This is a genomic window from Klenkia soli, assembly GCF_900103975.1.
Classification (GTDB): Bacteria; Actinomycetota; Actinomycetes; order Mycobacteriales; family Geodermatophilaceae; genus Klenkia; species Klenkia soli.
Map to the genome: position 1 here is coordinate 24633 of NZ_FNIR01000010.1, position 22417 is coordinate 47049.

Here is a 22417-nt window from a genome sequence, read left to right on the forward strand (position 1 = left end):
GGCATGGTCCTGCACCGGGCCCCCCGGTGGCACCTCAGGAGGCCAGCGGGACGGCGGGCCGGGCGTCGAGCTGCTCGGCGGGGACGGGTCGGCCGTACAGCCACCCCTGGCCGGAGTCGATGCCGAAGCCGGCCAACCGGGCGTGCTGCTCCTCGGTCTCGATGCCCTCGGCGAGCACGGCCATGCCGAGGATGCCGGCCAGGCTGGTGATGCCGGCGATCAGGTCGTCACCGGCGTCGGCGCCGGTGATGGAGCGGTCGAGCTTGAGCAGGCTGATCGGGTAGCGCTGCAGGTAGGCCAGCGAGGTGTAGCCGGTGCCGAAGTCGTCCAGGCTGATCGCGACGCCGAGGTCGGCAAGCTCGCGCAGCGCCTGCACCCCGGCGTCGACCGGCAGCTGGTCGTGCTCGGTGATCTCCAGGTGCAGCAGACGCGGGGCCAGGCCCGTCGTCGCCAGGGCGTCGCGCACCCGGTCGGCGAGGTCGGGGTCGACCATCGACGAGCGGCCCAGGTTGACGCTCACCGTGCGGTCCAGGCCGCGGGCGGCCCAGCCGGCGGCGACCGCGCAGGCCTGCCGGAGCACCAGGGTGTCGACCGCGGCGCCGTGGCCCTGCGCCTCGGCGACCGGCAGGAACGTGTCGGGGAGCAGCAGCCCGCGGGTCGGGTGCTGCCACCGCACCAGCGCCTCGACGCCGAGCACGGCCCGGCTGCGCAGGTCGACCAGCGGCTGGACGACCAGGGTGAGCTCGCCGACGTCGTCGTGCCCGGCGACCAGGCGCCCCAGGTCCTCGCTGAGCCCGATCTGGGCGAGCACGTCGGCCCGCTGCACCGGGGCGAACTCGGTCGCGGCGCCGCGGTGGGTGCCCTTGCTGACGTAGAGGGCGATGTCGGCGTCGGCCAGGGCGAGGGAGAGCTGGCTGGCGGCGGTCAGCGGGACCCAGCCGGCGCTGCACCGCACGAGCGAGGTGCGCCGGAGCGGGCCGTGCACCGCGAGCGGGGCGCCGAACGCGGTCGCGACGACGTCGGCCACCGACGGCGCGTCGGGGTGCAGGACGAGGACGAACTCGTCGCCGCCCGAGCGGGCCACGGTGCCCGCGGTGCCGACGGCGGCCGAGAGCCGCTCGCCGACCGCGCACAGCAGGTGGTCGCCGGCCTCGTGGCCGTGGGTGTCGTTGACGTCCTTGAAGTCGTCGAGGTCCAGCAGCGCGAGGCGGCCGACGGGCTCGGTGCCCGGACGGGCGGTGAGCAGCAGCTCGTCGAAGGCGATCTGGAGCCCGCGCCGGTTGGCCAGCCCGGTCAGCGGGTCACGTCCGGCGTGGCCCTCGCTGGACCGCAGCGCCTGCGATCCGCGGACGATGGCCAGGACGGCGACCACGCAGGCGGTGCCGAGGTAGACCGGCCACGGCAACCGGCCGCTGGGGTGCAGCGCGGCCAGGGCCAGCGGCACCGGGGCGAGGGCCACCAGGCCCAGCACCCGGCCGGACTCCGGGCGGAGCCGGCGCAGCTCGGAGCTGCGGAAGGCGGTGGCCATGCTGGGGTGCAGGGCGGCGGCCACGAACAGCGCCATCGACACCGCCCAGATCACCGACAGCCAGCTCTCCAGCGGCTGCAGCCGGATCCCGCTGGTGGCGGCCGCGGCGTCGTAGCCGGCGGCGGTGACCCCGCCGGCGATGACCAGCCGGATGCTCGGGGTGAGCCGGGCGCGGGAGAACGCGAACCGCAGCAGGACGGCGGCCAGCACGACGTCCACCGGTGCCCACCAGGCGCTCGGCGGTGCGCTGTCGGCGTGCGCGGTGGTGATCACCTGCGCGGCGGCCGAGCCGACGAGGAGGAGGAGGGCCAGCTGGTCGGCGCGCCGGCCCCAGGCGGCGCGCTCCCGCGTGCGGCGGTCGGCGGGCTGCGTGCGCACGTGCTGGGCGAACATGTGCAGCAGCAGGCCCAGCCCGATGACGGTGCCGGCGTCCTGCGCCGCCTCGCCGGGCACCGGCCACCGGCCGCCGAAGGCGATCGACAGCGCCCACCCGGTGAGCATGCCGGCGGCAGCGAGCCACGGGAGCGACCTGCCCGGTCGGTGCAGGGCGATGCCCAGGAGCGGGGCGAGCACGGCCAGCACGCTGATCGAGACGACCGCGGCGGGGCGGGTGGCCGGCAGCAGCGAGAGCAGCAGGGCGACCACGGAACCCGCGCCCAGGGCAGCGGGTGCCCAGAGCCTGGTGCGAGAGGTGATCACGGTCCGGTTCTCGGCCGTCGGGGCCGCGGCCTTGATCCGCCGCGGGGCCGATCACCCCTCCGGGTGCTACCCCGCCAGGTCGGCGCAGCCGGTCTCGTCGGGCAGCAGCGGGCGGAAGGTCACCGCCCAGGTGCTCCCGCCGTCGGTCCAGGGGGTGAGGGCGTCGGCGTCCTGCGCGGCGGCGGTGACGGCGGTGGCTTCGTCGCCGGTGCTCACCGTGCACCCCAGGCCGGGGGCCGCGGACTCCCCGGGCAGGGCAGCTCCGGGCCAGCTCACCGGGTCGCGCTCGAGCCCGTCCTCGGCGGTGTAGCTGCCGGCCAGGGCGGCCACGGCGGTGGGCTGGTAGGCCTCGGTCTCCTGCTCGGCGGCGGGGGCGGTGAGCCGGTCGACCAGGTCGGCCAGCGCGGTGCGGGCGGCGGCCTGCTCGGTGGTCAGCGCCGGGTCGCCCTGCCCCTCGCGGAGCCCGTAGACCTCGCGCGTGCTGGTGCCGTCGGCGGTGATCAGCGTAATGGTCGTGGTGGTCGCGTCGGCGATGCCGGGGCTGCCCAGGTCACCGGTGGCGGTCACCCCGGCGTCCAGCGCGGCGTCGACCAGGTCGGTCACGGCGTCGGCGTCGATCCGGGCGACCTGCACGTTCGGCCAGGCCGGGCCCGGGTAGATCGCCGCCACCGGTCCCTCGGTGATCACCCGGCCGTCGCGGTAGACGCTGACCAGCGGCAACCGGCCCAGGTCGGCCCCGGGTGCGGTGTAGCCCCCGCCCTGGGTCACCCGCAGCACCAGCGCGTCGGGGTCGGCAGGAGTCGCCGCGGGCGCGCCGCTCCCCTGCGCACACGCGGCCAACGCGGCCGAGGACCCGAGGACGGCGAGGGCGCAGGCGAGGGCGCGGCGGATCATCCGCCCAGCGTCCCCCATCGGATGATCATCGTCATCCGGTCGGCACCCGCGGCGTGTCGACCGGCCGCTCGCCGATGATCACCGCGCACCGGCGAGCGAGGCGAAGACCACCACGTTGTCCCGGTAGTCGCCGGTGTCCTCGTCGAAGCTGCCGCCGCAGGTGATCAGCCGCAGTTGGGCGGTGGGGGTGTCGCCGTAGACCTCGTCGGTGGGGAAGGCGTCCTTGGCGTGCTCCTCGACCCGGTCGACGGTGAACACCGCCGTCGTGCCGTCGGCCCTCAGCACCTCGACCTCGTCGCCGGGCAGCAACTCGCGCAGGCCGACGAAGGTGCCCGGTTCGCCGTCCCAGTCGACGTGCCCGGCCAGCACCGCCGGGCCCAGGGCCCCCGGGGTGGGCGACCCGGTGTACCAGCCGACGGGCTCGGCGCCGTTCGGGGTCTCCATCGACCCGTCGCGCCGCAGCCCCAGTTCGACGACGTCCGCGTCGGCGCGGAGCACGGGGATCCGCATCGCGACCGGCGCGCTGGCCGCGAGCACCGGCGGGGCCGGGACCGCTGGTGCGGCTGCGGTCACGGCTGCGGTCACGGCGGGGGCCGCCGAGGGGACGACGTCGACCTGCCCGGTGGGCGCGGTGGCCGCGGCAACCTCTTGCCGCACGGGCGCGGAGGAGCTGGTGGGCGCCAGCAGGAGGACGGCGACCCCGGCGGTGGCCAACGACGCCGACACCGTCGTCCAGGCGCGGGTGGTGGTGCGGCGGGACCGACGCCGGTCGTACCGGGTGACGTGCACGGCGGGCACCGACCTGGGGAGCACCGGGCACATCACCGGCGGCGGGTATGCGCCGAGGATGCGTACGGCGTCGACCTCCCCGAGCAGCTGCTCGGGGAGGTCGGACTCGGGTGCGCGGTGCCGCACGGGGCAGCGGGGTCAGGCGCGGGCGCTGCGCCGGGCGGCGACCGCAGCACCGGCGGCGCCGACCAGGGCCAGGCCGCCGACGGCGTAGGGCAGCACACCCGGGCCTTGGGTCGAGCTGCCGTCACCGGCGGCCACCGCGCCCTGGGGCCGGTCGGCCACCTGCGCGGTGAGCGCGGTGCCGTCCTCGGCTCCGCCGGTCGGCAGGGACTCGCAGGCGACCCCGTCGCCGTCCCGGTCCAGGCCGTTGGGGTCGCTGCGGTCGGCGTCGAGCACCGCCTGCGCCTGGTCGCGGGTGGCGAAGTCGCTGCAGTTCAGGTCGGCGGCGGAGGCGGTGCCGGTGAGGGCGAGGGTCAGGCCCGCGGTGGCGAGGGCGGTGGCAGCAGCGGTGGTGCGCAGTCGCACGGTGGTCTCCCCGAGGTCGTCGATGTGACCTGAGACTCACCTGTGCGCCGAGCGAGGCGGAACCACCCGGTTCTGCTGGTTCTCGTCGCCGCCGGACGTCAGGGGTTGCCCGACGCCGACCGGCGTGTCCGGCTACGGCCAGTCGGGCAGCTCGTAGCGGTCGGCCGGGGGAGTGGTGAACCGGCCGAGGACCCCGCCCAGGCTGGTGGCGAGCGGGCTGGCCGCCACCTTCAGCACCGAGGTGAAGGCCCTGCGGCCCAGCTCGGTGCGCGGGTTGGCGATCCGCGGGGTGCCCGGCGGCAGCGACTGGCCCTTCTCCACGAACGGCCGCATGCGGCGCTCGTACTCGGCGAAGGCCGCGCGGTGGTCGGTGTCAGCCGCCAGGGAGGCGGCCAGGGTGTAGGCGCCGCTCAGTGCCAGCGTGGTGCCGATGCCGCTGACCGGCGTGGCGCACCAGGCGGCGTCGCCGACAAGCGCGATGCGGCCCTGCGACCAGCGGGGCAGGGTCACCTGGGAGAGGTCCTCGACGTACATCGGGGCGTCGTCCATGGCGTCGAGCACCCGGTCGGTCTGCCAGCCGGCGCCCGCGAAGGTGCGGCGGAAGAGGGTGGTCTGGGCCTCGCGCGGGAGGTCGTCGATGCCCCGGGTGTCGGTCATCATGTTGATCGCGGCACGGATGGTGCCGACGTCGTCCGGGCGCAGGTTGACGCCCCGGCCGCGGCCGGCGACGTACCAGCGCCACCAGTCGGTGTCGTCGTCCTGCCGCGGGATGGTCAGGTAGGCGATGACCATGCCCAGGTAGCGGCGCTGCGCCTGCGCGAAGACCAGGTCGCGGCTGCGGGAGTTGACGCCCTCGGCCAGCACGACGAGGTCGAAGCGCTGCTCCTTCCCCGAGGCGAAGGTGACGTCGACGCCGCCCGCGTCCTGGTCGAGGCCGGTGATCTGGTCGCCGAAGAGGTAGGCGACGTCGTCCGCGCCGTGGTCGTGCAGCAGCTGGCCGAGCCGGCCGCGGAGGATCTCCATCTCGGCGGTGGCGCCCGAGGTGTCGTCGGTGCTGGCCGGGAAGCGGGCGACCTCGCGGCCGCCGGCGCCGAGGAAGACGGTGCCCTGCTCGCCGGTGCCGGCGGCGAGGGCCGCCTCCTCCAGGCCCATGCGGCGGATCACCTCGCGGGCGGCCCCGCGGACGTCGATGTTCTGGCCGTCGTCCCGCAGGGCGTCGAAGCGCTCGACGACGGTGACGTCGAACCCGGCGCGGGCCAACCAGGAGGCGGTGGTGGGTCCGGCGATGCTGGCGCCGGAGACGAGCACGGTGGGCATGGTGCTCCTTTGGTTAGACGATCTAGGTAGATTGTCGAACATGGACGACGACGGCGCCATGCCGGGGCTCACCGAGGTCACCATCGCCCTGCGCGACCTGATGCAGGCCTCGCGGGACCTGACCGGTCGGCTGGCCCGCGACCTGGGCATGCCGGTGACCGACGTGACCGCCGTCGGGATGCTCGACGCCATCGGCCCGCTGACGGTGAGCGCCCTGGCCGCCGGGCTGGACATCCGCACGCCGTCGGCCACCGCCCTGGTCGACCGGTTGGTCGCCGCCGGCCGCGCCGAGCGCCGTCCGCACCCGGAGGACGGGCGCAGCACGGTGGTGCACCTGACCGGCCCGGGCCGGGAGGAGAGCTGGACGGCGTGGGAGCCGGTGATCCGGGCGATGGACGCCGCCGCCCAGGGGTTGCCGGCCGACCAGCAAGCGGTGGTCGGCCGCTACCTGCGCGACGTCGCCGCCGCGATGCACCGCCACCCCTGATCGCCGGTCAGAGCGTGCGCGGGTAGTACTCGCCCTCGCCCAGCTGGGCCAGGTCGGAGGCGAAGTCGCTCTCGAAGGGCCAGTCCGCCTCCTGCCCGGCCAGCGGTCCCTGCGCGAAGCGGCCCAGCGGACCGCCGTCCCGCTCCTGGGCGACCAGGGACCAGGCCTGCCGGCGGTAGGTCCAGTTGTCCGGTTGCAGCAGGTGCGAGGCGTTGAAGTGCGGGATCGCCAGGTCGCGGCGGCCGGCCTGCCACAGGTGCTGGGCCAGCTCGAAGTGCGCGGCGGCCCACGAGGCCTCCGGCGGGGCCGGGCGGGAGCGGGCGACCACCTCGTCGGGGGAGAGCGCGTACCGGCTGGCCGCGCCGTGCTCGACCCAGTCGCGCAGCGCGGCGGCGTACCCGGCGCGGTCCTGCCCGGAGTTCAGCAGTGCGCGCTGGTCGACCTCCGGGGTCTCCTTCGTCTTCCCCATGGCGGGCAGCACGCCGAAGCCCTCGGGCAGGGTGCGCGGGAAGCCGGGCCAGCCGGGCTCAGGCGGCCGGACGACGGTGCCCTCCTCGTCCACCCAGACGACGCTCGGCACGTTGACCACGCCGAACAGGGCGTCCATCCGGTGGCCGGGGTCGACCAGCGACGGGTGGTCGGGGGCCGTGGCCTCGATGTGCGGGCGCGCGGCGTCGGCGTCGTCGAGGCAGACGGTGACCACCTCGAGGCCGCGGGGGTGCAGCTCGGTGCGCAGGGCCTGCCACCCGGGCAGGTCGAAGGCGCAGCCCTACCAGGGCGCCCAGGAGACGATCGCGACCTTCTGCCCGCGCAGCTCGGCGAGCCGGAACGGGGTGCCGTCGAGCCGGGCCAGCTCGAGGTCGGGGGCCGTCGCGGTGGTCAGCGCCCGGTCGCCCAGGGTGTCGGGGCCGATGGCCCACAGGCCCGCCGCGGGCTCGTGCACGACGGCCATCCGCAGCCGCTCGGCCGTCGTCCGCGCGTCGAACGGCCCGCCGCCGAGTGGCACGCAGGCGTCGCCGCGGCAGGCGCCCTGCGGCTTGATCGCCCACCCGGTGCCGGCGGCGAAGGCCTCGGGGGTGAGGTCGAGGGTGTCCGCGATCACGGCGCAGAGGCTACCCACGTGTGGCCCGGGACCGCTCGGGTCCCGGGCCACCACGGTGCGGCGGGGTCAGGCGGCGGTGGCCTCCTCGGCCGGTGCGAGCGCGGCCTCGGCGACCTCGGCCGGGGTGGGCGGCAGGCCGATGCTGGGGGCGTGGCCGCGGAAGTTCTCCAGCCACCAGCGCCAGTCCGCCGGCACCAGGTCGAACGGTGCCGGGTGGCCGAGCTCGCGGGCGGCCCAGACCGGCCAGTGCGGGTTCGAGAGCGCCGGGCGGCCGATCATCGCGATGTCGATGAGCTCCTCGCGGATGACGGCGTCGGCGGTCTGCGGGACGCCCAGGTTCCAGCTGGTGGCCACCGGGATGCCCACCTCGCGGCGCACCCGGGTGGCGCGCGGGACGAACCCTGCGGGCTCGTCGAAGAAGTGCGGGTCGCGCATGTCGTCGGTGTTGCCGCCCATCGACAGGTCGGCCAGGTCCAGCCCGTGCTCCTTCATCCACCCGATGGCCTCGATCGAGTCCTCGAACTGGGTGCCGTCGGGGTGGAAGTCGTCCGAGCCCAGCCGCATGGTCAGCGGCAGGTGCTCGGGCCAGACCTCGCGGACGGCGTCCAGCGCCTCGAGCAGGAAGCGGGCCCGGTTGCGGTTGGAGCCGCCGTACTCGTCGGTGCGCTGGTTGGCCAGCGGCGAGAAGAAGCTGGCGGCCAGGTAGCCGTGGGCGAAGTGCATCTCCAGCCACTCGTAGCCGGCGTCGGCGGCGCGGCGGGCGGCGTCGGCGTAGCTGCGGTGCAGGGCCTTGATCTCGTCGACGGTCAGGGCGTGCACCGGGTAGGAGTGGTCGCCGCCGGCCGGGATGTTCGACGGGCCGACGGTGAGCCAGCCGTCGGGGTGCTCCGGGGGCAGGGCCTTCCAGCCACCCTGGGCGTTGGTCTCCTTGTGCGGCGGGACCTCGCTGCCCTTGCGACCGGTGTGGCCCAGCTGGATCCCGGCGACGCCGCCGAACATCTTGATGATGTTCGTGACGCGGCGGTGGCCCTCGACCTGGTCGTCGGACCAGATGCCGGCGCAGGAGGTCGTCGTCCGGCCGTCCGGGGTGATGGCGATCTGCTCGGGGAAGACCAGGCCGAAGCCGCCGGCGGCGCGCGCCCCGAGGTACATGACGTGGTAGTCGTCCATCTGGCCGTCGACCGAGCCGTACATGGTCATCGGCGACATCGCGATGCGGTTCCGCAGCGAGACGCCCTTGAGCGTGAAGGGGGACAAGAGGTCGGGCACGGGAGGTCCTCTCGGTGGGAGGTCCCCAGCTCACCGCCGAGGCGCTGCCGGCCCGTTCCGACCGCGATGAGTTGTGGTCAACCTTTCCGCACGGGTGGTCCACCCTCGGCGTGCGGTCGGTGTCGGCGGCATTGCCGACGAGTTCCGGCGGCGGGATGTCGAGAACCGTCGGCCGGTTCCGTCCCCTGTGCGGAAGCGGCCAGGATGGGCCGCACCGACGGAGGAGAACGACATGGCCAAGTACTTGATGCTCAAGCACTACCGCGGCGCTCCGGCGGCGACCGTCGACGTCCCGTTCGATCGGTGGACCCCGGCCGAGTTCGGCGCGCACGTGCAGTACATGCGGGACTTCGCCGACAGGCTGCGCGACAGCGGCGAGTTCGTCGCCGAGGCCGCGCTGGCGCCGGAGGGCACCTGGGTGCGGTTCGACGGCGAGGGTCGGCCGCCGGTCACCGATGGGCCGTTCGCCGAGACCAAGGACCTCATCGCCGGTTGGATGATCATCGACGTCGACAGCTACGACCGGGCGCTGGAGCTGGCCGGCGAGCTGTCCGCCGCGCCGGGTGAGGGCGGCAAGCCGATCGGTGAGTGGCTCGAGCTGCGGCCGCTGATGAGCGAGCCGCCGACGATCACCGAGTGACCGACGCCGACCTGCGGGCCGCCGTCCCGCAGGTGCTGTCGGCGCTGGTCCGGCGGGGCGCGGAGTTCGCCGCCGCGGAGGACGCCGTCCAGGAGGCGCTGGTCGAGGGCCTGCGCACCTGGGCGGCGGACCCGCCCCGCGACGTCCGCGCCTGGCTGGTGACCGTCGCGTGGCGGCGGTACCTGGACGCCGTCCGCTCGGACGTCGCCCGACAGCGCCGGGAGGACATTCCGCCGCCGGAACCCGTCGAGGTGCCGGGCCGGGACGACTCGCTGCAGCTGTACTTCCTCTGCGCGCACCCGTCGCTGACCCCGTCGTCGGCGGTCGCGCTGACGCTGCGGGCGGTCGGCGGGCTGACCACTAGGCAGATCGCCGAGGCCTACCTGGTGCCCGAGGCGACGATGGCGCAGCGGATCAGCCGGGCGAAGAGGACGATCTCCGGCGAGCGCCTGGACGCGCCGGGGGACGTCGGGACCGTCCTGCGCACGCTGTACCTGGTGTTCAACGAGGGCTACGGCGGGGACGTCGACCTGGTGGCCGAGGCGGTCCGGCTCACCCGCCAGCTGCACCAGGCGTACGACCACCCCGAGGTCGCCGGTCTGATGGCGCTGATGCTGCTGCACGCGGCCCGCCGTCCGGCCCGGTTCTCGTCCTCCGGTGCGCTGGTGCCGCTCGCGTCGCAGGACCGGTCCCGGTGGGACACCCGGCTGATCGCGGAGGGGGTGTCGGTGCTGCAGGCGGCGCTCGCCGCCGATCGGCTGGGGGAGTACCAGGCGCAGGCGGCGATCGCGGCGTTGCACTGCGACGCGGCCTCGGCCGCCGAGACCGACTGGGTGCAGGTCGTGGAGTGGTACGACGAGCTGGTCGCGCTGACCGGGTCGCCGGTGGCGCGGCTGAACCGGGCGGTGGCGGTGGGGGAGGCCGACGGCCCGCTGGCCGGTCTCACCGCGCTCGCCGACCTCGATCCCGGTCTGCCGCGGTGGGCGGCGGTGGCGGCCTACCTGCACGCCGCGGCCGGGGACACGGCGACGGCGGCGGACCTCTACACGCAGGCGGCCCGGGCGGCGACCAACACCGCCGAGCGCGACCACCTGCAGCGCGAGGCCGCCCGGCTGCGGGGCGCGACGCCCCCGGGCGGCGGCTGAGGGCTGCCGGCTCGTCCTGACTCCGGCCCCGTGGTCACGGCTCCGGTGTGGTCCCGTCCCCATGCGGACGGCGCCGTTGGTCGAGCCGGTCGGCCCACGCGAACAGCAGCACCCCGACCACCATCGCCAGCAGCGTCGACCCGAAGACGTAGAACACCAGCCCACCGTTCAGCCGGTCCCGGGCGACCAGCCACAGCGCCGCGAGCACGACCACCCAGATCAGCGGGCTGGCCATGCCGACGACGCCCACGGCGCCGAGCACCCGGGCGGGGGCAGAGCGGCTCTCGGGTCCGGCGGGGGTCGGGTTGGGCACGGGAGGAGCCTAGGTGGGCTCGACGTGGTGACGTTGACTGTGCACGTGGACGCCGTGGTCGCTGCCCTGCACTCCCCGCCCGTACCGGTGCCCGACGCCGCGGAGGCCGTGCCGGCGGTGGCCGGTCTCTACGCCTGGTGGGGCCGGTTCGGTGCGCTGCCCGGCATCTCCGGCCCGCGGCACCCGACCGCTCCGGTCCAGCTGCTGTACGTCGGCATCGCGCCGAACGGGTCGACATCGCGGTCGACGTTGCGGTCCAGGGTGGTGGGCGACCACATCCGCGGCACCACCGGCTCGTCGACGCTGCGGCGCTCGCTGGCCGCGCTGCTGGTCGAGCAGCAGGCCTGGAGGAGCCGGTGGACGACGCGGCCGGTGCTGGTGAACAAGGACGAGCTGGCGCTCTCGGACTGGATGGCGCAGACGCTGCACGTCAGCTGGGCCGAGCACCCGGAGCCATGGACCGTCGAGTCCGCGGTCATCGCCGAGCTGGAGCCCCCGCTGAACCAGGCCGAGAACCGCGGCCACCCGATGCACGAGTTCGTCGCGGCCGCCCGCCGCCGGTGGCGCGAGGAGGCCAAGGCCGCCGGCCGCTGACGAGCAGCCGGATCAGTCCGACGTCCCCACGGCGTCCGCCCACCGCCGACGGACCTCGTCGCGTGCGGCGAGGGGGCCCACCTCGATCCGGCCCTGGTGGGCCAGCGCCGTCGCCCACTGCGCATCGGTCGGCACGTGGTCGAACATCCAGGGCTGCACGTCGCCGCCGGTGGGGCCGTGGCTGCGGAACAGGCGTGCTGCCTCGGCGTCGACGAGGCCGGCCCGACCCAGACCCCAGAGGTCGTACAGATCGCGTGGAGCCTCCCGGTCGAACCAGGTGGCCGCCTTCCAGCCGGCGAAGGCCGCCGCCGTGGGGGTGGTCAACGACGCCGGCGGCGCATCGGAGTACCGCTGCTCGAGCGGCCGACGTTCCACGGGCCACCGGCTGTACCCCGTCGCACCGAGCAGCTGAACGCGGATGGTGATCGTGTCGGCGACGACGAGCACGCTGGACTGCGCGCCCCGGGTCTCTGCGAGGGGCGGGAGCCAGGCGACGGTGCCGTGGCTGCGCTGGAGACCCCGGGCCACGGCCTCCTCGATCGCCGGCCCGACGACGCCGCGGTCCTCCAGCGCGAGGAGGTCGATGTCCTCGCTGAGCCGCAGGTCGGGCAGGTGGGTGCGGGACAGGGCGGTGCCGCCGATGAAGACCAGCGCGTCCGCCAGGCCGGCCGCGGAGAGCGCAGCCAGCACGTGGCTGATCGCGTGGTCGCGGAGCACCTGGGAGTCGGCCACCCCGAACGTGTCGCGCACGGCTGCGGCTTCGGCGGGGTCGAGGCCGCGGTGGGGACGCCGGCCGGCGGTCACGGGTGCTCGGCGCGGACGCGGTTGAGGGTGCGTGCCATCCGCTGGGCGCCGGCCAGCTGGTCGAGTCGATCGGGTGCGCACCGGGGGAGGAGTGCACGGACCGCCTCCCGGACCTCGTCGGGCAGGTCGCCCAGCTGCGGTCGTCGGGCGAGGTCGAGAACGGTCTGCTCCGGGGTGGTGACCAGGACGCGGCCGAGATCCGTCGGCATCAGGACGGCGTCCAGACCATCGACGTCGCGTGTCACGAAGGTGAGGACGGCGTCCGGCCGGTCGAGCAGGCGCAGTGGTCGTCGTCGGGTGGGCACGGCGACGACGGCCAGGCCGACGGCGCGGGGGAGGGCGCCGTGCAGCCGGGCGGCGGTCAGGTGCATGAGGACCGGGACCTGGTCGCCGTACAGCGCAGTCGCGGCACCGGCTGCGACCGCTTCCAGCGTGGGAAGCCAGGTGGTGTCGCGGTCGTCGGGCAGGGCGTAGTAGAGGCCCGGAGCGGCCTTGCGCACACGCCCGCCGCGGGTCAGCCGGGTCAGCTGCACGTTGGGCTGGGTGTAGACGGTGGCCAGGTCCTGCGGGCGGATCGTGCGAAACGGCGCCTGGGTGATCGCCGTCGGAACGCTTGTCACGAGATCCTCCCTCCACCGTGCACAGACTTATCTGTCGGATAAGTATTCGACCAGTGGAGGGTACCGCTTGATCGGTGTTCGGCTCGTCGTCAGCCGAAGGTCGAGGTGACCGGGATGCCGGCCAGGGCCTGCAGGGTGAGCAGGACGACGAGGACGGCGTAGCCCACCGACGCGACGGCCACGATCCGGAACCGGGTGCCCGCGTTCTGCAGGGCCGGCACCCGGGCGCGCAGCGCCTCGAGGCCGAAGGCGAGCAGCGGCAGGACCTGCAGGGCGTGCATGCCGACGAAGTGCGGCACCCGCAGGTCCCCGCCCACGGTCGACCAGCCCAGCAGCGGGATGCCGGCCCCGCCGTCGGGGACGCCGACGGCGTGCGCCCCGGCGATGCCGGAGAAGCTGTCGAGCTGGTCGGGCGTCGGCGAGGTCATGAGGAAGGCGACCGCCATGCCGGCCAGCCCGACGAGCAGCCCGGCCCGGATCGCCAGCCGGCGGGCGGCGTCGTCCGACGCCCGCCACAGCAGCACGGCCAGCACCAGGGTGACCAGCCAGACGGCGGCGATCGCCGTCCCCATGGAGGCCCAGACGGCGCTGTGCAGCGGGGTGGAGACGTTGAAGTGGCTGGTGGTGCCCAGGGCGACGGCGCCGACGATGGCCACCATCTCGACCACCATGCCGGCGACGACCACCCAGGCCAGGCCACGCCCGAGCCGCTGGCGGCGGGCCGGCAGCAGGGTGAGCAACCAGGCGATGGTGACCGCGTAGATGCCGATGGAGATGGAGAACTTCAGCGGCTTGAGCCACCCGTCGGTGCCGGTGATCTGCACCGGGTCGACGACGGCCAGGACGAGCGTGACCACCGCGGTGACGGCCATGACGGCGGCGAGGACGAGCAGCGGCCGGTTGAGGCCGTGCTGGCGGACGGGACGGTCGAGGACGGCGGTCATGCGGGGCTCCCGGAGTCGAAACGGCGGACGGACTCGCTGGTCTGGGCCATGCGGCGGAGACCGGCGAACAGGGCGTCCCCGAGGACGGTGCCGACGACGACGGTCTGCGCCGCTGCTGCCGGTCCGGCGTCGAGGTTCTTGCTGATGCAGTCGACGTCGGCGTCGGCGACGACCTCGGCGGCCCGGAGGTAGGCGGGCAGTGTGGTGGCCAGGTCGCCCCGGCCGAGGGCGTCGTAGCGGTCCAGCACGCCGGCGGCGGCGAGCAGGCCCGGGTGGTCCTCCCAGACGGTCCAGCCCTGGCGACGGGCGGCGGCGGCGACGCGGGCGACGGAGGCGGCCGACGGCGGTGCGGTGCGGGTGGGCAGCGAGGCCTGGGCGACCCCGAGGGTGTTGCCGAACGGGTGGTCGGGGTCGTCGGCAGCGACGAGGACGTCCTTGGCGGCGGCGACGCTGAGGCCGCCGACCTCGACCAGGGAGCGGATCAGCCGCAGGCGGGCGAGGTGGTCGTCGCCGTACTCGGTCTGGTTGTAGCCGGTGCGCTCGCCGGCGGGGAGCAGGCCCTCGCTGACGTACCACTTGATCGAGGTGGCGCTCACCCCGCTCGCACTGGCGAGCTCTGCGATCCGCATGGTCGACAGCATCACTATCGATAGTGATGCTGTCAACCTGTGCCCGAGATCGGGAGTAGGAAGGGGACATGGAGATGCGCACGCTCGGACGCACCGGTGTGAAGGTCAGCCCGCTCTGCCTGGGGGCGATGATGTTCGGCGCCTGGGGCAACCCCGACCACGACGAGTCGGTCAAGATCATCCACGCCGCCCTCGACGCGGGGATCAACTTCGTGGACACCGCGGACGTGTACTCGGCGGGTGAGAGCGAGGAGATCGTCGGCAAGGCGCTGGCCGGCGGACGGCGGGACGACGTCGTGCTGGCGACCAAGGCGCACGGCGCGATGGGGGAGGACCCCAACCAGCAGGGCAACAGCCGCCGGTGGCTGGTGACCGAGGTGGAGAACAGCCTGCGCCGGCTGCAGACCGACCACATCGACCTCTACCAGATCCACCGTCCGTCGGAGGACACGGAGATCGAGGAGACCCTCGACGCGCTGACCGACCTGCAGCGGGCGGGCAAGATCCGCTACTTCGGCAGCTCGACGTTCCTGCCCTCGCAGGTGGTGCAGGCGCAGTGGGCGGCATCGGTGCGGCACAGCGGGCGGTTCGTCAGCGAGCAGCCGCCCTACTCGATGCTGGTGCGCGGCATCGAGCGCGAGCTGCTGCCGGTGACCCAGGAGTACGGCATGGGCACCCTGGTGTGGAGCCCGCTGGCCGGTGGCTGGCTGTCGGGCAAGTGGCGCAAGGGTGCCGATGCCCCGGAGACGCACCGCGCCTCGGCGATGGGCGGCCGGATGGCATCGCGGTACGACCTCTCGGACCCGATCAACCAGCGCAAGCTGGACGCCGCCGACGCGTTGGCCGGGGTGGCCGAGCAGGCCGGGGTGAGCCTGCCGCAGCTGGCGATCGCGTTCACGATCCGGCACCCGGGGGTGACGTCGTCGATCATCGGCCCCCGGACGATGGAGCAGCTGACCAGTCAGCTGCCGGCGGTGGACGTCGAGCTGTCGGACGACGTCCTGGACGCCATCGACGCGATCGTGCCGCCGGGGACCAACATCCGCGCCGACGACGCCGGCTACGCCCCGCCCGCGCTCACCGACGCCTTGCTGCGCCGGCGCTGACAAGGGCGTTCTGAGCGTCGAAGGCCAGAACGGAGGAAGTTGCGGGCCCTGGGGGCTCGCACCTCGCCCTCGGGCGGCGCGTCCCTGGCCGTGTGGCAACCTGCCGCCGGGAACGTCGGCAACCCTGGGCTCGTAAAGCCAGGCTGGCTCTCGCCGTATCGCAACGTGGCAACATGTGCATCGAAGGAGCCGGGCCAATTCCGACGCAACCCCGTTGCCGCCGGTAGTCCCAGTGCACCGACCCCGCCCCGACGGATGTGAGCACGAGCTCGGCTCCGGGCGCGAACCAGAAGGACGGGGACAGATTGCGCTACACGACGCGATCGTGATGGGCCTGGGCGTCATGGGCACCGCGGCCGCCGCGCACCTCGCCGCCCGAAGGCAACGGGTGCTCGGCCTGGAGCGACTCGGCCCGGCTCACTACCGGGGCTCCAATAAGGGCGGCGCCTGGATCACCCGGCAGGCCTACTGTCAGGACCCGGCTTCCGAGCCGCTGCTGCGGGCCTACGAGCTGTGGGACCGATCGGCCGACGACTTCGGCGCCGACGGGGCCTCGCTAACTGGGGTGTTCCTAGACCGCCCGGACAGTCCGACGGTTGCCGGCAGCCTGCTCGCGGACCGATAGGGGGCTGCCGCGAGAGCTGCTGGACGCAGTAAAGGTGCGTGATGGCATCCTGCTCCAGGCGCAACCCTTGTCGCGACTGCCCGACGTTCGCTAGCGACAGCGTCAGCGGAGGGGCGGCCAGCGATACGCTCATAGGCCTCTTCTGTCCGCGCGAACCCGAAGGTTCACCATCCCAGCGCAGGCGCGTCTGAGTCCCGTTGCTTGCGCTTGGGCCCATGGACCACATCGGGCCATCGTGCATCGTGGTTCATCGAATCTTTCCGTCCCCGTATGTAATGTCCGGCCTGGGAGGTGCCAGTCCGAATGTCGACTTTGATCGTCAACGCCTCACGAGCAGCCGAGCTGATAGGTCTCGCTGACCCCGTGATGGGCGACCCGGCGATGCCAATCGTCCGGGGATGCGGGCTCCTGGGCGCCGCAGCATCGCTAACCCCTACCGGCGGGCCTGGCCACTGGACAAGTGCAAGGGCGAACAAGGTGCGTCTGAGTCCTTGCCGGGGACAGGCGAACGTTGACCAATCTTCGCGAGTTTCACGGGGTGGCGCATGAAGATCATCGACAACGTCAACGAGTTGCTCGGCGACGATTTCAAAGAACAAATCGCGCCGGGATCCAAGGTGCGCATTGCCGCCTCGACCTTCTCAATCTTCGCGTTCGAGGCTCTCCGGAAGGAGCTGGAGCAGGTCGGCGAGCTGGAGTTCATCTTCACCTCACCCTCCTTCGTGACCAGCAAGGCGACGGACAAGCTCCGCAAGGAACGCCGTGAGTTCTTCATCCCACAGGTCGGTAGTGGCGAGTCCAGCCTTTACGGCTCTGATTTCGAGATCCGCCTGCGCAACAAGTTGACCCAACGCGCGATCGCACGGGAGTGCGCGGACTGGGTGCGCCGCAAGGTCACGTTCCGGTCGAACTCCACGGGCAATCCGATGCAGCAGTTCGCCGTTGTCGATGACGAGGCGGCCTACATGCCGCTTCAGGGGTTCACGACCGCAGACCTTGGCTACGAGCCTGGGAACGCCGTATCGAACATGGTCCACCGCATCGACGATGCGCCGATGACGGCGCAGTACGTCCGCTTGTTCGATCAGATCTGGCACAACTCCGACCAGCTTGATGATGTCACGGACGCGGTCTACGACCACATCGCAAGCGTCTACGCAGAGAACTCGCCCGCGCGAGTCTACTTCATGATCCTCTACAACCTGTTCGCGGAGTTCCTCGAGGACATCAGCGAAGACGTGCTTCCCAACGATCGCACGGGTTATCAGGACACCCAGGTCTGGCAGTCGCTCTACAACTTTCAGCGGGACGCTGCCACCGGCATCATCAACAAGCTCGAGACCTACAACGGCTGCATCCTCGCGGACAGCGTGGGCCTCGGAAAGACCTTCACCGCACTCGCGGTGATCAAGTACTACGAGCTGCGGAACAAGTCGGTCCTGGTGCTCGCGCCGAAGAAGCTCGCGGAGAACTGGACGAACTACAACGCGAACTTGACGACGAACATTTTCGCCAAGGACCGCTTCAACTACGACGTCCTCGCTCACACCGACTTGTCCCGCACCAAGGGTGAGTCAGGGGGACTTCGGCTTGACCGAGTGAACTGGGGCAATTACGACCTCGTCGTCATCGACGAGTCCCATAACTTCCGCAACGCCGACTATGCGGAGGAGAAGGAATCTCGCTATCAGCGGCTGATGCGCCAGGTGATCCGCGAGGGCGTGAAGTCCAAGGTGCTCATGCTGTCGGCGACGCCGGTCAACAACCGGTTCAACGACCTCAAGAACCAGCTCCAGCTCGCCTATGAGGGTGAGTCGGAGAACCTGGCGAAGCATCTCAGCCTGTCCACGACCGTGGAGAGGGTCTTCAGTGATGCCCAACGGGCGTTCAACGAGTGGTCGAAGTTACCGCCGGAGTCTCGCACCCCCGCCGCGATCTCGAAGATGCTCGACTTCGATTTCTTCGAGTTGCTCGACTCGGTCACCATCGCACGGTCACGCAAGCACATCCAGGCGTTCTACGACACCACCGAGATCGGCGCCTTTCCCGAGCGTATGCCGCCAGCCTCTATCCGTGAGCCGCTTAGTGATCTTCAGGATGTCCCGACGTTCAAGGACATTTTTGAGCAACTGCAGGAGCTAACGCTCGCGGTGTACACGCCGTTGAAGTACGTGCTCGATAGCCGTGTGCGAAAGTACGAAGACCTGTACAACGTCGAGGGTGGAACGGCACGGTCAAACCTCGGGCAGCGGGGCCGTGAGCAAGGGCTGAAGAAGTTGATGACCGTCAACTTGCTGAAGCGGTTGGAGAGCTCGGTCGAGGCCTTTCGGCTCACCCTCGCGAAGATCGAGGCGGCGGTCGACCACACGATGGGCCGGCTCGACTCTCACGAGAGCGCGATCGCCGACATGAACATCGACTTCGCTGGCCTAGACGTCGATGACGAGGACACAGTCGGCGCCAACGCTCTCTTGTTCGGCCAGAACATCAAGATCGATCTCGATGACGTCGACGTTGAGTCGTGGCGACGCGACCTGAGGAACGACCGTGAGACGCTCCGCGAATTGCTCGACGAGATGCGGAGGGTGACCCCCGAGCACGACCGCAAGCTCGGGGCCCTCACGGACCTGATCGCCGGGAAGGTCGCTCAGCCGATCAACGAGGGCAACCGCAAGGTGCTCATCTTCTCGGCCTTCGCCGACACGGCCGAGTACCTCTACCGGGAACTCGCTCCGCGCCTGAGTAAGGCTGGCCTCGAGTGCGCCCTAGTGACCGGCGGCGGTCACGCCGCGAAGACCACGCTCGGTTCCGGCTATGACTTCCAACAGGTGCTCACGCTCTTCTCGCCGAAGTCAAAGCAGCGACACCTGACCATGCCCAAGGCGACCGGCGAGCTCGACGTGCTGATCGCCACCGACGTGATCAGCGAGGGCCAGAACCTTCAGGATTGCGACTACCTCGTCAACTACGACATCCACTGGAATCCGGTCCGGATCATCCAGCGCTTCGGTCGCGTCGACCGCATCGGTTCCACAAACACGTACATCCGGCTGGTGAACTTCTGGCCCGACATCTCTCTAGACGAGTACATCAACCTGAAGGAACGGGTCGAGAACCGCATGGTGATCGCTGACCTAGCGGGAACCGCCGACGACAACGTTCTGACCTTGGAGGACGGCGACGCAGCCTTCCGCAAGGAACAGCTCCGCAAGCTGCAGAACGAGGTCATCGAGCTCGAAGACGTCCGCACCGGCGTCTCGATCACCGACCTGGGCCTCAACGACTTCCGCATGGATCTCCTGGGCTACATCAAGGAGTACGGCGACCTCGCCGGCGCGCCCAAGGGGCTCCATGCCGTCGTGCCGGCCCAAGCGGACAATGGACTCAAGCCAGGAGCGCTCTTCGTCCTTCGTGATGTGAACGCCGACAAGAACATCAACCGCGGCAACCGACTCCACCCGCACTACCTCGTCTATCTAGACGGCGACGGCAACGTCATTGCCGACCACACGGAGGTCAAGCACCTCCTCGACCTCATCCGTGCCGGATGCCGCCCGTACGACGAGCCGGTCGGTGCGGTCACGCGCGTCTTCAACTCGGCCACCAACGAGGGCGCTGAGATGGGGCACTACTCGGAGCTGCTCACCGCGGCGATCAGCTCGATGGTCGACGTGACGGCCGAACGCGACCTGGACAGCCTCTTCTCCGACGGAGCTACGACCGCGCTCACCCAGACCATCGGCGGACTGGACGATTTCGAGCTCATCGCCTTCATCGCCATCGTCGACCCAGCGCAGGGCACCGCATGAGGGATCCGCTCTATCGCTGGCCGTCCGCAGCCCGGTTCGGCCGCACGGTTCCCAAGACCAAGTTCTACGAGCACGCGAGCATCGGATCAACGATCAAGGACCGCTTCGTCTCCGACGTACGACGGATCACATGGGCCTACAAGCTCGCCGAGTCGACGATCAACCTTCCGGGCAGCGTTGAGGTCCCAGAGATCCAGGTCTTCGAGATCGGAGCAAAGGAAGAGGACGTCGCGGACGGCGTTCTCGCTGCGATCGACAAGGCGGTCCGAACTCCGATCATTTTCGAGATCAGCCGGGGGGAGGGGAGTAACGGAACCATCCGGATGGTCGCTGCTCACAAGCAGCTCGGCACCGGTGCCCCGAAATTGGGCCCCTACTTGAGCACCTCCTGGCAACCCGCACCCGGCGACCGAACCCCGCTCCCGGCGGCCATCGACTTGACGACCATGTACACGGCGCTCCTGCAACCGTTGACGCCGGTCGCACCGCGGGCTGGCGAGAGTGTGTCGAAAATCGTCAGCAGACTTACGACCGTTCAGTCGCTCGAGCGCGAGATCACCGCCTTGGAGCGGAAGCTCCGGAACGAACCGCAGCTCAATCGGAAGGTCGAGCTGCGTCGGATCTTGAAGACCAAGCAGGCAATGCTCGTGGACCTCACGAGCCCGACCCCTAGCCCGGCCACGGGCAACACGAACTGAGGACCACCGTGGAGAAGCTTCGAATGACGTCACCCGATCTCGCGGCGGCCAATATCGACAAAATCGCTACGATGTTCCCGGGCGTCACTACTGAGGCCATCGACGCAGAAGGGAACCAGGCTCGCGTAGTCGACTTCGACTTGCTCCGCCAAGAGCTCTCCGGTCGCGTGGTGGAAGGGCCCCAGGAGCGCTATCAGCTTGACTGGCCGGGCAAGCGGGTCGCGGCGTTCTCCGCGAACGCGCCCATCGCGAAAACGCTTCGACCGATGCGTGAAGAGTCGGTTGATTTCGATAGCAGCAAGAATCTGTTCATCGAGGGGGACAATCTTGACGCCCTCAAGCTTCTTCAGGAGTCCTACCTCGGAAAGATCCGGGTCATCTACATCGACCCTCCCTACAACACCGGCAGCGACCGGTTCGTCTATCCGGATAGCTACGCAACTGATACTGGGACTTACCTCGCTCAATCTGGCCAAGTGAACGACGAGGGAGTCCGGTTGAAGACGAGCGTGGAGTCAGACGGCAGGTATCACTCGGACTGGCTCAGCATGATGTACCCGCGCCTCAAGTTGGCCCGGAATCTCTTGACCGACGATGGACTGCTCTTCGTCAGCATCGACTCCCATGAGGTGCATAATCTCCGAAAGATCTGCGACGAGATTTTCGGCGCAGGAAGTCACAAGAACACCATCGCGGTCCGTCGGGGTATCAAGAACGTCCAGGCGCAATTCGAGGACCTCAGTGCGCTCTCTCAGGGGCACGAGTACATATTGCTCTACGCCAGAAGTTCCGAGGTTCGGCTGCCCAAACTTTCCTTGGTCCATGAGGACCGAAAGCCGGGCAAGTGGGACACATATTGGCGGGGGACTGACCGCCCGACGATGCGATATGAGTTGCTGGGCGTTACACCTGAATCGGGCCAGTGGCGTTGGGAGCGTGGTCGCTCACTCGAAGCTGTGGCGAACTACGAGCGTTTCCTGGCGCAGGTCGAAGGCGGGCTCAGCCTCGATGATTACTATCTCGATCACCTAACGGCGACCAACGTAAAGTTGAATTTTGTCCGCAGAAGCGATGATGGCACGGTTCAGTATTACGTCCCGCCCAGCGAAGGAAAGTTGCTGAGCGATAACTGGATGGATATTACTCTCAGTGGTAACGAGACGGAGGAGTTTGACACTGAGAAGAGCACTGCGCTCCTCCAGCGAATCGTTCGTTGGGCGTGCGGTCCAGACGAGATCGTTCTCGACTTCTTCGCCGGCTCGGCGACGACGGGGCACGCTGTTATGAACGTCAATGCCGCCGACGGCGGTAGTCGGCGCTATGTCCTTGTGCAGTTGGGCGAGAAGCCGAACGAGAAATCGGCAGCAGCTAAGGCCGGGGCTGGCACTATAGCATCGGTGTCCAGAAACCGACTCCGTAAAGCAGGCTCAGCGATCCGAGAGGGAGCGGGCTCGGGCGGGGACCTCTGCGACGTAGGATTCCGTGCCCTAAAGGTCGACACGACCAACATGACTGATGTGCTCCGCACACCGGATGAAACCGATCAGACGTCACTGTCCGGGCTTGAGGACAGCGTCAAGCCTGGCCGAACCGGGGAAGACCTGCTGTTTCAGGTACTGCTGGACTGGGGGCTCGACGTCGGTGTCTCCATCGCTGTCGAGCAGGTGGAGGGCCACGAAGTCTTCGTGGTCGAGGACGGCGCACTCGTCGCTTGTTTCGAAAGCTCAGTGACCACCGAACTGGTGCGCATCCTGGCGACGCGCGAGCCGCTGCGTGCCGTGTTCCGTGACTCAGGGTTTGCCTCAGACGATGCACGGATCAATGCGCAGCAGATCTTCAAGGAGCTTTCGCCTTCCACCGACGTGAAGGCCATCTGA

22 protein-coding genes are annotated in these 22417 nt (G+C 70.7%); 9 read left to right on the forward strand and 13 right to left on the reverse strand.

Annotated elements, in window-relative coordinates; genetic code table 11:
• Positions 1 to 34 precede the first annotated feature (34 nt).
• From BLS67_RS15715 to BLS67_RS15735, 5 genes are all read right to left on the reverse strand, one after another.
• Positions 35 to 2227, reverse strand: coding sequence for a putative bifunctional diguanylate cyclase/phosphodiesterase (locus BLS67_RS15715; protein ID WP_131801754.1), 2193 nt, complete (start codon positions 2225 to 2227; stop codon positions 35 to 37).
• Between the two features lie 66 nt (positions 2228 to 2293).
• Positions 2294 to 3121 carry a hypothetical protein gene (locus BLS67_RS15720; protein ID WP_091246917.1) on the reverse strand — a complete coding sequence of 276 codons (828 nt, stop codon included), beginning with the start codon at positions 3119 to 3121 and terminating at the stop codon, positions 2294 to 2296.
• 78 nt (positions 3122 to 3199) lie between these two features.
• Positions 3200 to 4036: a class F sortase gene (locus tag BLS67_RS15725; protein ID WP_242654128.1), complete on the reverse strand. Its 837-nt coding sequence runs from the start codon at positions 4034 to 4036 to the stop codon at positions 3200 to 3202.
• A gap of 12 nt (positions 4037 to 4048) precedes the next feature.
• Complete coding sequence (locus BLS67_RS15730) at positions 4049 to 4438, reverse strand: excalibur calcium-binding domain-containing protein (protein WP_091246919.1); 390 nt, start codon at positions 4436 to 4438, stop codon at positions 4049 to 4051.
• Between the two features lie 132 nt (positions 4439 to 4570).
• Positions 4571 to 5755, reverse strand: coding sequence for an FAD-dependent monooxygenase (locus tag BLS67_RS15735; protein WP_091246920.1), 1185 nt, complete (start codon positions 5753 to 5755; stop codon positions 4571 to 4573).
• A 40-nt stretch (positions 5756 to 5795) separates the two neighbouring features.
• On the opposite strand from BLS67_RS15735, the gene BLS67_RS15740 reads away from it, so the two are divergent.
• Complete coding sequence (locus tag BLS67_RS15740; RefSeq protein WP_165617620.1) at positions 5796 to 6242, forward strand: MarR family winged helix-turn-helix transcriptional regulator; 447 nt, start codon at positions 5796 to 5798, stop codon at positions 6240 to 6242.
• Positions 6243 to 6249: 7 nt separating this feature from the next.
• On the opposite strand, the gene BLS67_RS25065 is transcribed toward BLS67_RS15740, so the two are convergent.
• From BLS67_RS25065 to BLS67_RS15755, 3 genes are all read right to left on the reverse strand, one after another.
• Positions 6250 to 6945: a hypothetical protein gene (locus BLS67_RS25065; RefSeq protein WP_091246924.1), complete on the reverse strand. Its 696-nt coding sequence runs from the start codon at positions 6943 to 6945 to the stop codon at positions 6250 to 6252.
• Between the two features lie 66 nt (positions 6946 to 7011).
• Positions 7012 to 7344, reverse strand: coding sequence for a hypothetical protein (locus BLS67_RS25070; protein WP_091246926.1), 333 nt, complete (start codon positions 7342 to 7344; stop codon positions 7012 to 7014).
• A 66-nt stretch (positions 7345 to 7410) separates the two neighbouring features.
• Positions 7411 to 8613 (reverse strand): oxidoreductase, encoded by a 1203-nt coding sequence (locus BLS67_RS15755; protein ID WP_091246928.1) that lies wholly within the window; start codon positions 8611 to 8613, stop codon positions 7411 to 7413.
• A 232-nt stretch (positions 8614 to 8845) separates the two neighbouring features.
• Here BLS67_RS15755 and BLS67_RS15760 point away from each other — a divergent pair, with 232 nt between their 5' ends.
• Complete coding sequence (locus tag BLS67_RS15760; RefSeq protein ID WP_091246930.1) at positions 8846 to 9253, forward strand: YciI family protein; 408 nt, start codon at positions 8846 to 8848, stop codon at positions 9251 to 9253.
• Complete coding sequence (locus tag BLS67_RS15765) at positions 9250 to 10398, forward strand: RNA polymerase sigma factor (protein ID WP_091246932.1); 1149 nt, start codon at positions 9250 to 9252, stop codon at positions 10396 to 10398. Before BLS67_RS15760 ends, BLS67_RS15765 begins: the two co-directional genes overlap by 4 nt.
• A gap of 34 nt (positions 10399 to 10432) precedes the next feature.
• On the opposite strand, the gene BLS67_RS15770 is transcribed toward BLS67_RS15765, so the two are convergent.
• The gene (locus tag BLS67_RS15770) at positions 10433 to 10711 is read right to left on the reverse strand and encodes a hypothetical protein (protein WP_091246933.1); all 279 of its coding nucleotides are present in this window, start codon (positions 10709 to 10711) and stop codon (positions 10433 to 10435) included.
• Between the two features lie 45 nt (positions 10712 to 10756).
• Between BLS67_RS15770 and BLS67_RS15775 the strand changes: the two genes are divergently transcribed.
• Positions 10757 to 11305: a GIY-YIG nuclease family protein gene (locus tag BLS67_RS15775; RefSeq protein ID WP_131801755.1), complete on the forward strand. Its 549-nt coding sequence runs from the start codon at positions 10757 to 10759 to the stop codon at positions 11303 to 11305.
• A gap of 12 nt (positions 11306 to 11317) precedes the next feature.
• Here the strand turns inward: BLS67_RS15775 and BLS67_RS15780 are convergent, their stop codons facing one another.
• The 4 genes from BLS67_RS15780 to BLS67_RS24985 all read right to left on the reverse strand — a co-directional run bounded on the left by BLS67_RS15780 (position 11318) and on the right by BLS67_RS24985 (position 14302).
• Positions 11318 to 12055: a nucleotidyl transferase AbiEii/AbiGii toxin family protein gene (locus tag BLS67_RS15780; protein WP_091247241.1), complete on the reverse strand. Its 738-nt coding sequence runs from the start codon at positions 12053 to 12055 to the stop codon at positions 11318 to 11320.
• Between the two features lie 50 nt (positions 12056 to 12105).
• Positions 12106 to 12729: a type IV toxin-antitoxin system AbiEi family antitoxin domain-containing protein gene (locus tag BLS67_RS15785; protein WP_207500648.1), complete on the reverse strand. Its 624-nt coding sequence runs from the start codon at positions 12727 to 12729 to the stop codon at positions 12106 to 12108.
• Between the two features lie 89 nt (positions 12730 to 12818).
• A complete protein-coding gene (locus BLS67_RS15790; protein WP_091246936.1) occupies positions 12819 to 13673 on the reverse strand; it encodes a hypothetical protein in 855 nt (284 codons plus the stop codon).
• Entirely contained in the window at positions 13670 to 14302 is a 633-nt protein-coding gene (locus BLS67_RS24985; protein WP_091247245.1) for a MerR family transcriptional regulator, read from the reverse strand. Before BLS67_RS24985 ends, BLS67_RS15790 begins: the two co-directional genes overlap by 4 nt.
• Positions 14303 to 14370: 68 nt before the next feature.
• Here BLS67_RS24985 and BLS67_RS15800 point away from each other — a divergent pair, with 68 nt between their 5' ends.
• The 5 genes from BLS67_RS15800 (at position 14371) to BLS67_RS15820 (ending at position 22417) form a co-directional block, all read left to right on the forward strand.
• Positions 14371 to 15408 carry an aldo/keto reductase gene (locus tag BLS67_RS15800; protein WP_091246938.1) on the forward strand — a complete coding sequence of 346 codons (1038 nt, stop codon included), beginning with the start codon at positions 14371 to 14373 and terminating at the stop codon, positions 15406 to 15408.
• A 328-nt stretch (positions 15409 to 15736) separates the two neighbouring features.
• Positions 15737 to 16033: an N-methyl-L-tryptophan oxidase family protein gene (locus BLS67_RS15805; protein ID WP_341350148.1), complete on the forward strand. Its 297-nt coding sequence runs from the start codon at positions 15737 to 15739 to the stop codon at positions 16031 to 16033.
• A 545-nt stretch (positions 16034 to 16578) separates the two neighbouring features.
• Positions 16579 to 19842 carry a helicase-related protein gene (locus tag BLS67_RS15810; protein WP_091246941.1) on the forward strand — a complete coding sequence of 1088 codons (3264 nt, stop codon included), beginning with the start codon at positions 16579 to 16581 and terminating at the stop codon, positions 19840 to 19842.
• Entirely contained in the window at positions 19839 to 20540 is a 702-nt protein-coding gene (locus BLS67_RS15815) for a DUF4391 domain-containing protein (RefSeq protein ID WP_091246943.1), read from the forward strand. The genes BLS67_RS15810 and BLS67_RS15815 overlap by 4 nt, the downstream gene beginning before the upstream one ends.
• 8 nt (positions 20541 to 20548) lie before the next feature.
• On the forward strand, positions 20549 to 22417 hold the full coding sequence (locus BLS67_RS15820; RefSeq protein ID WP_091246945.1) for a site-specific DNA-methyltransferase: 1869 nt from the start codon (positions 20549 to 20551) through the stop codon (positions 22415 to 22417).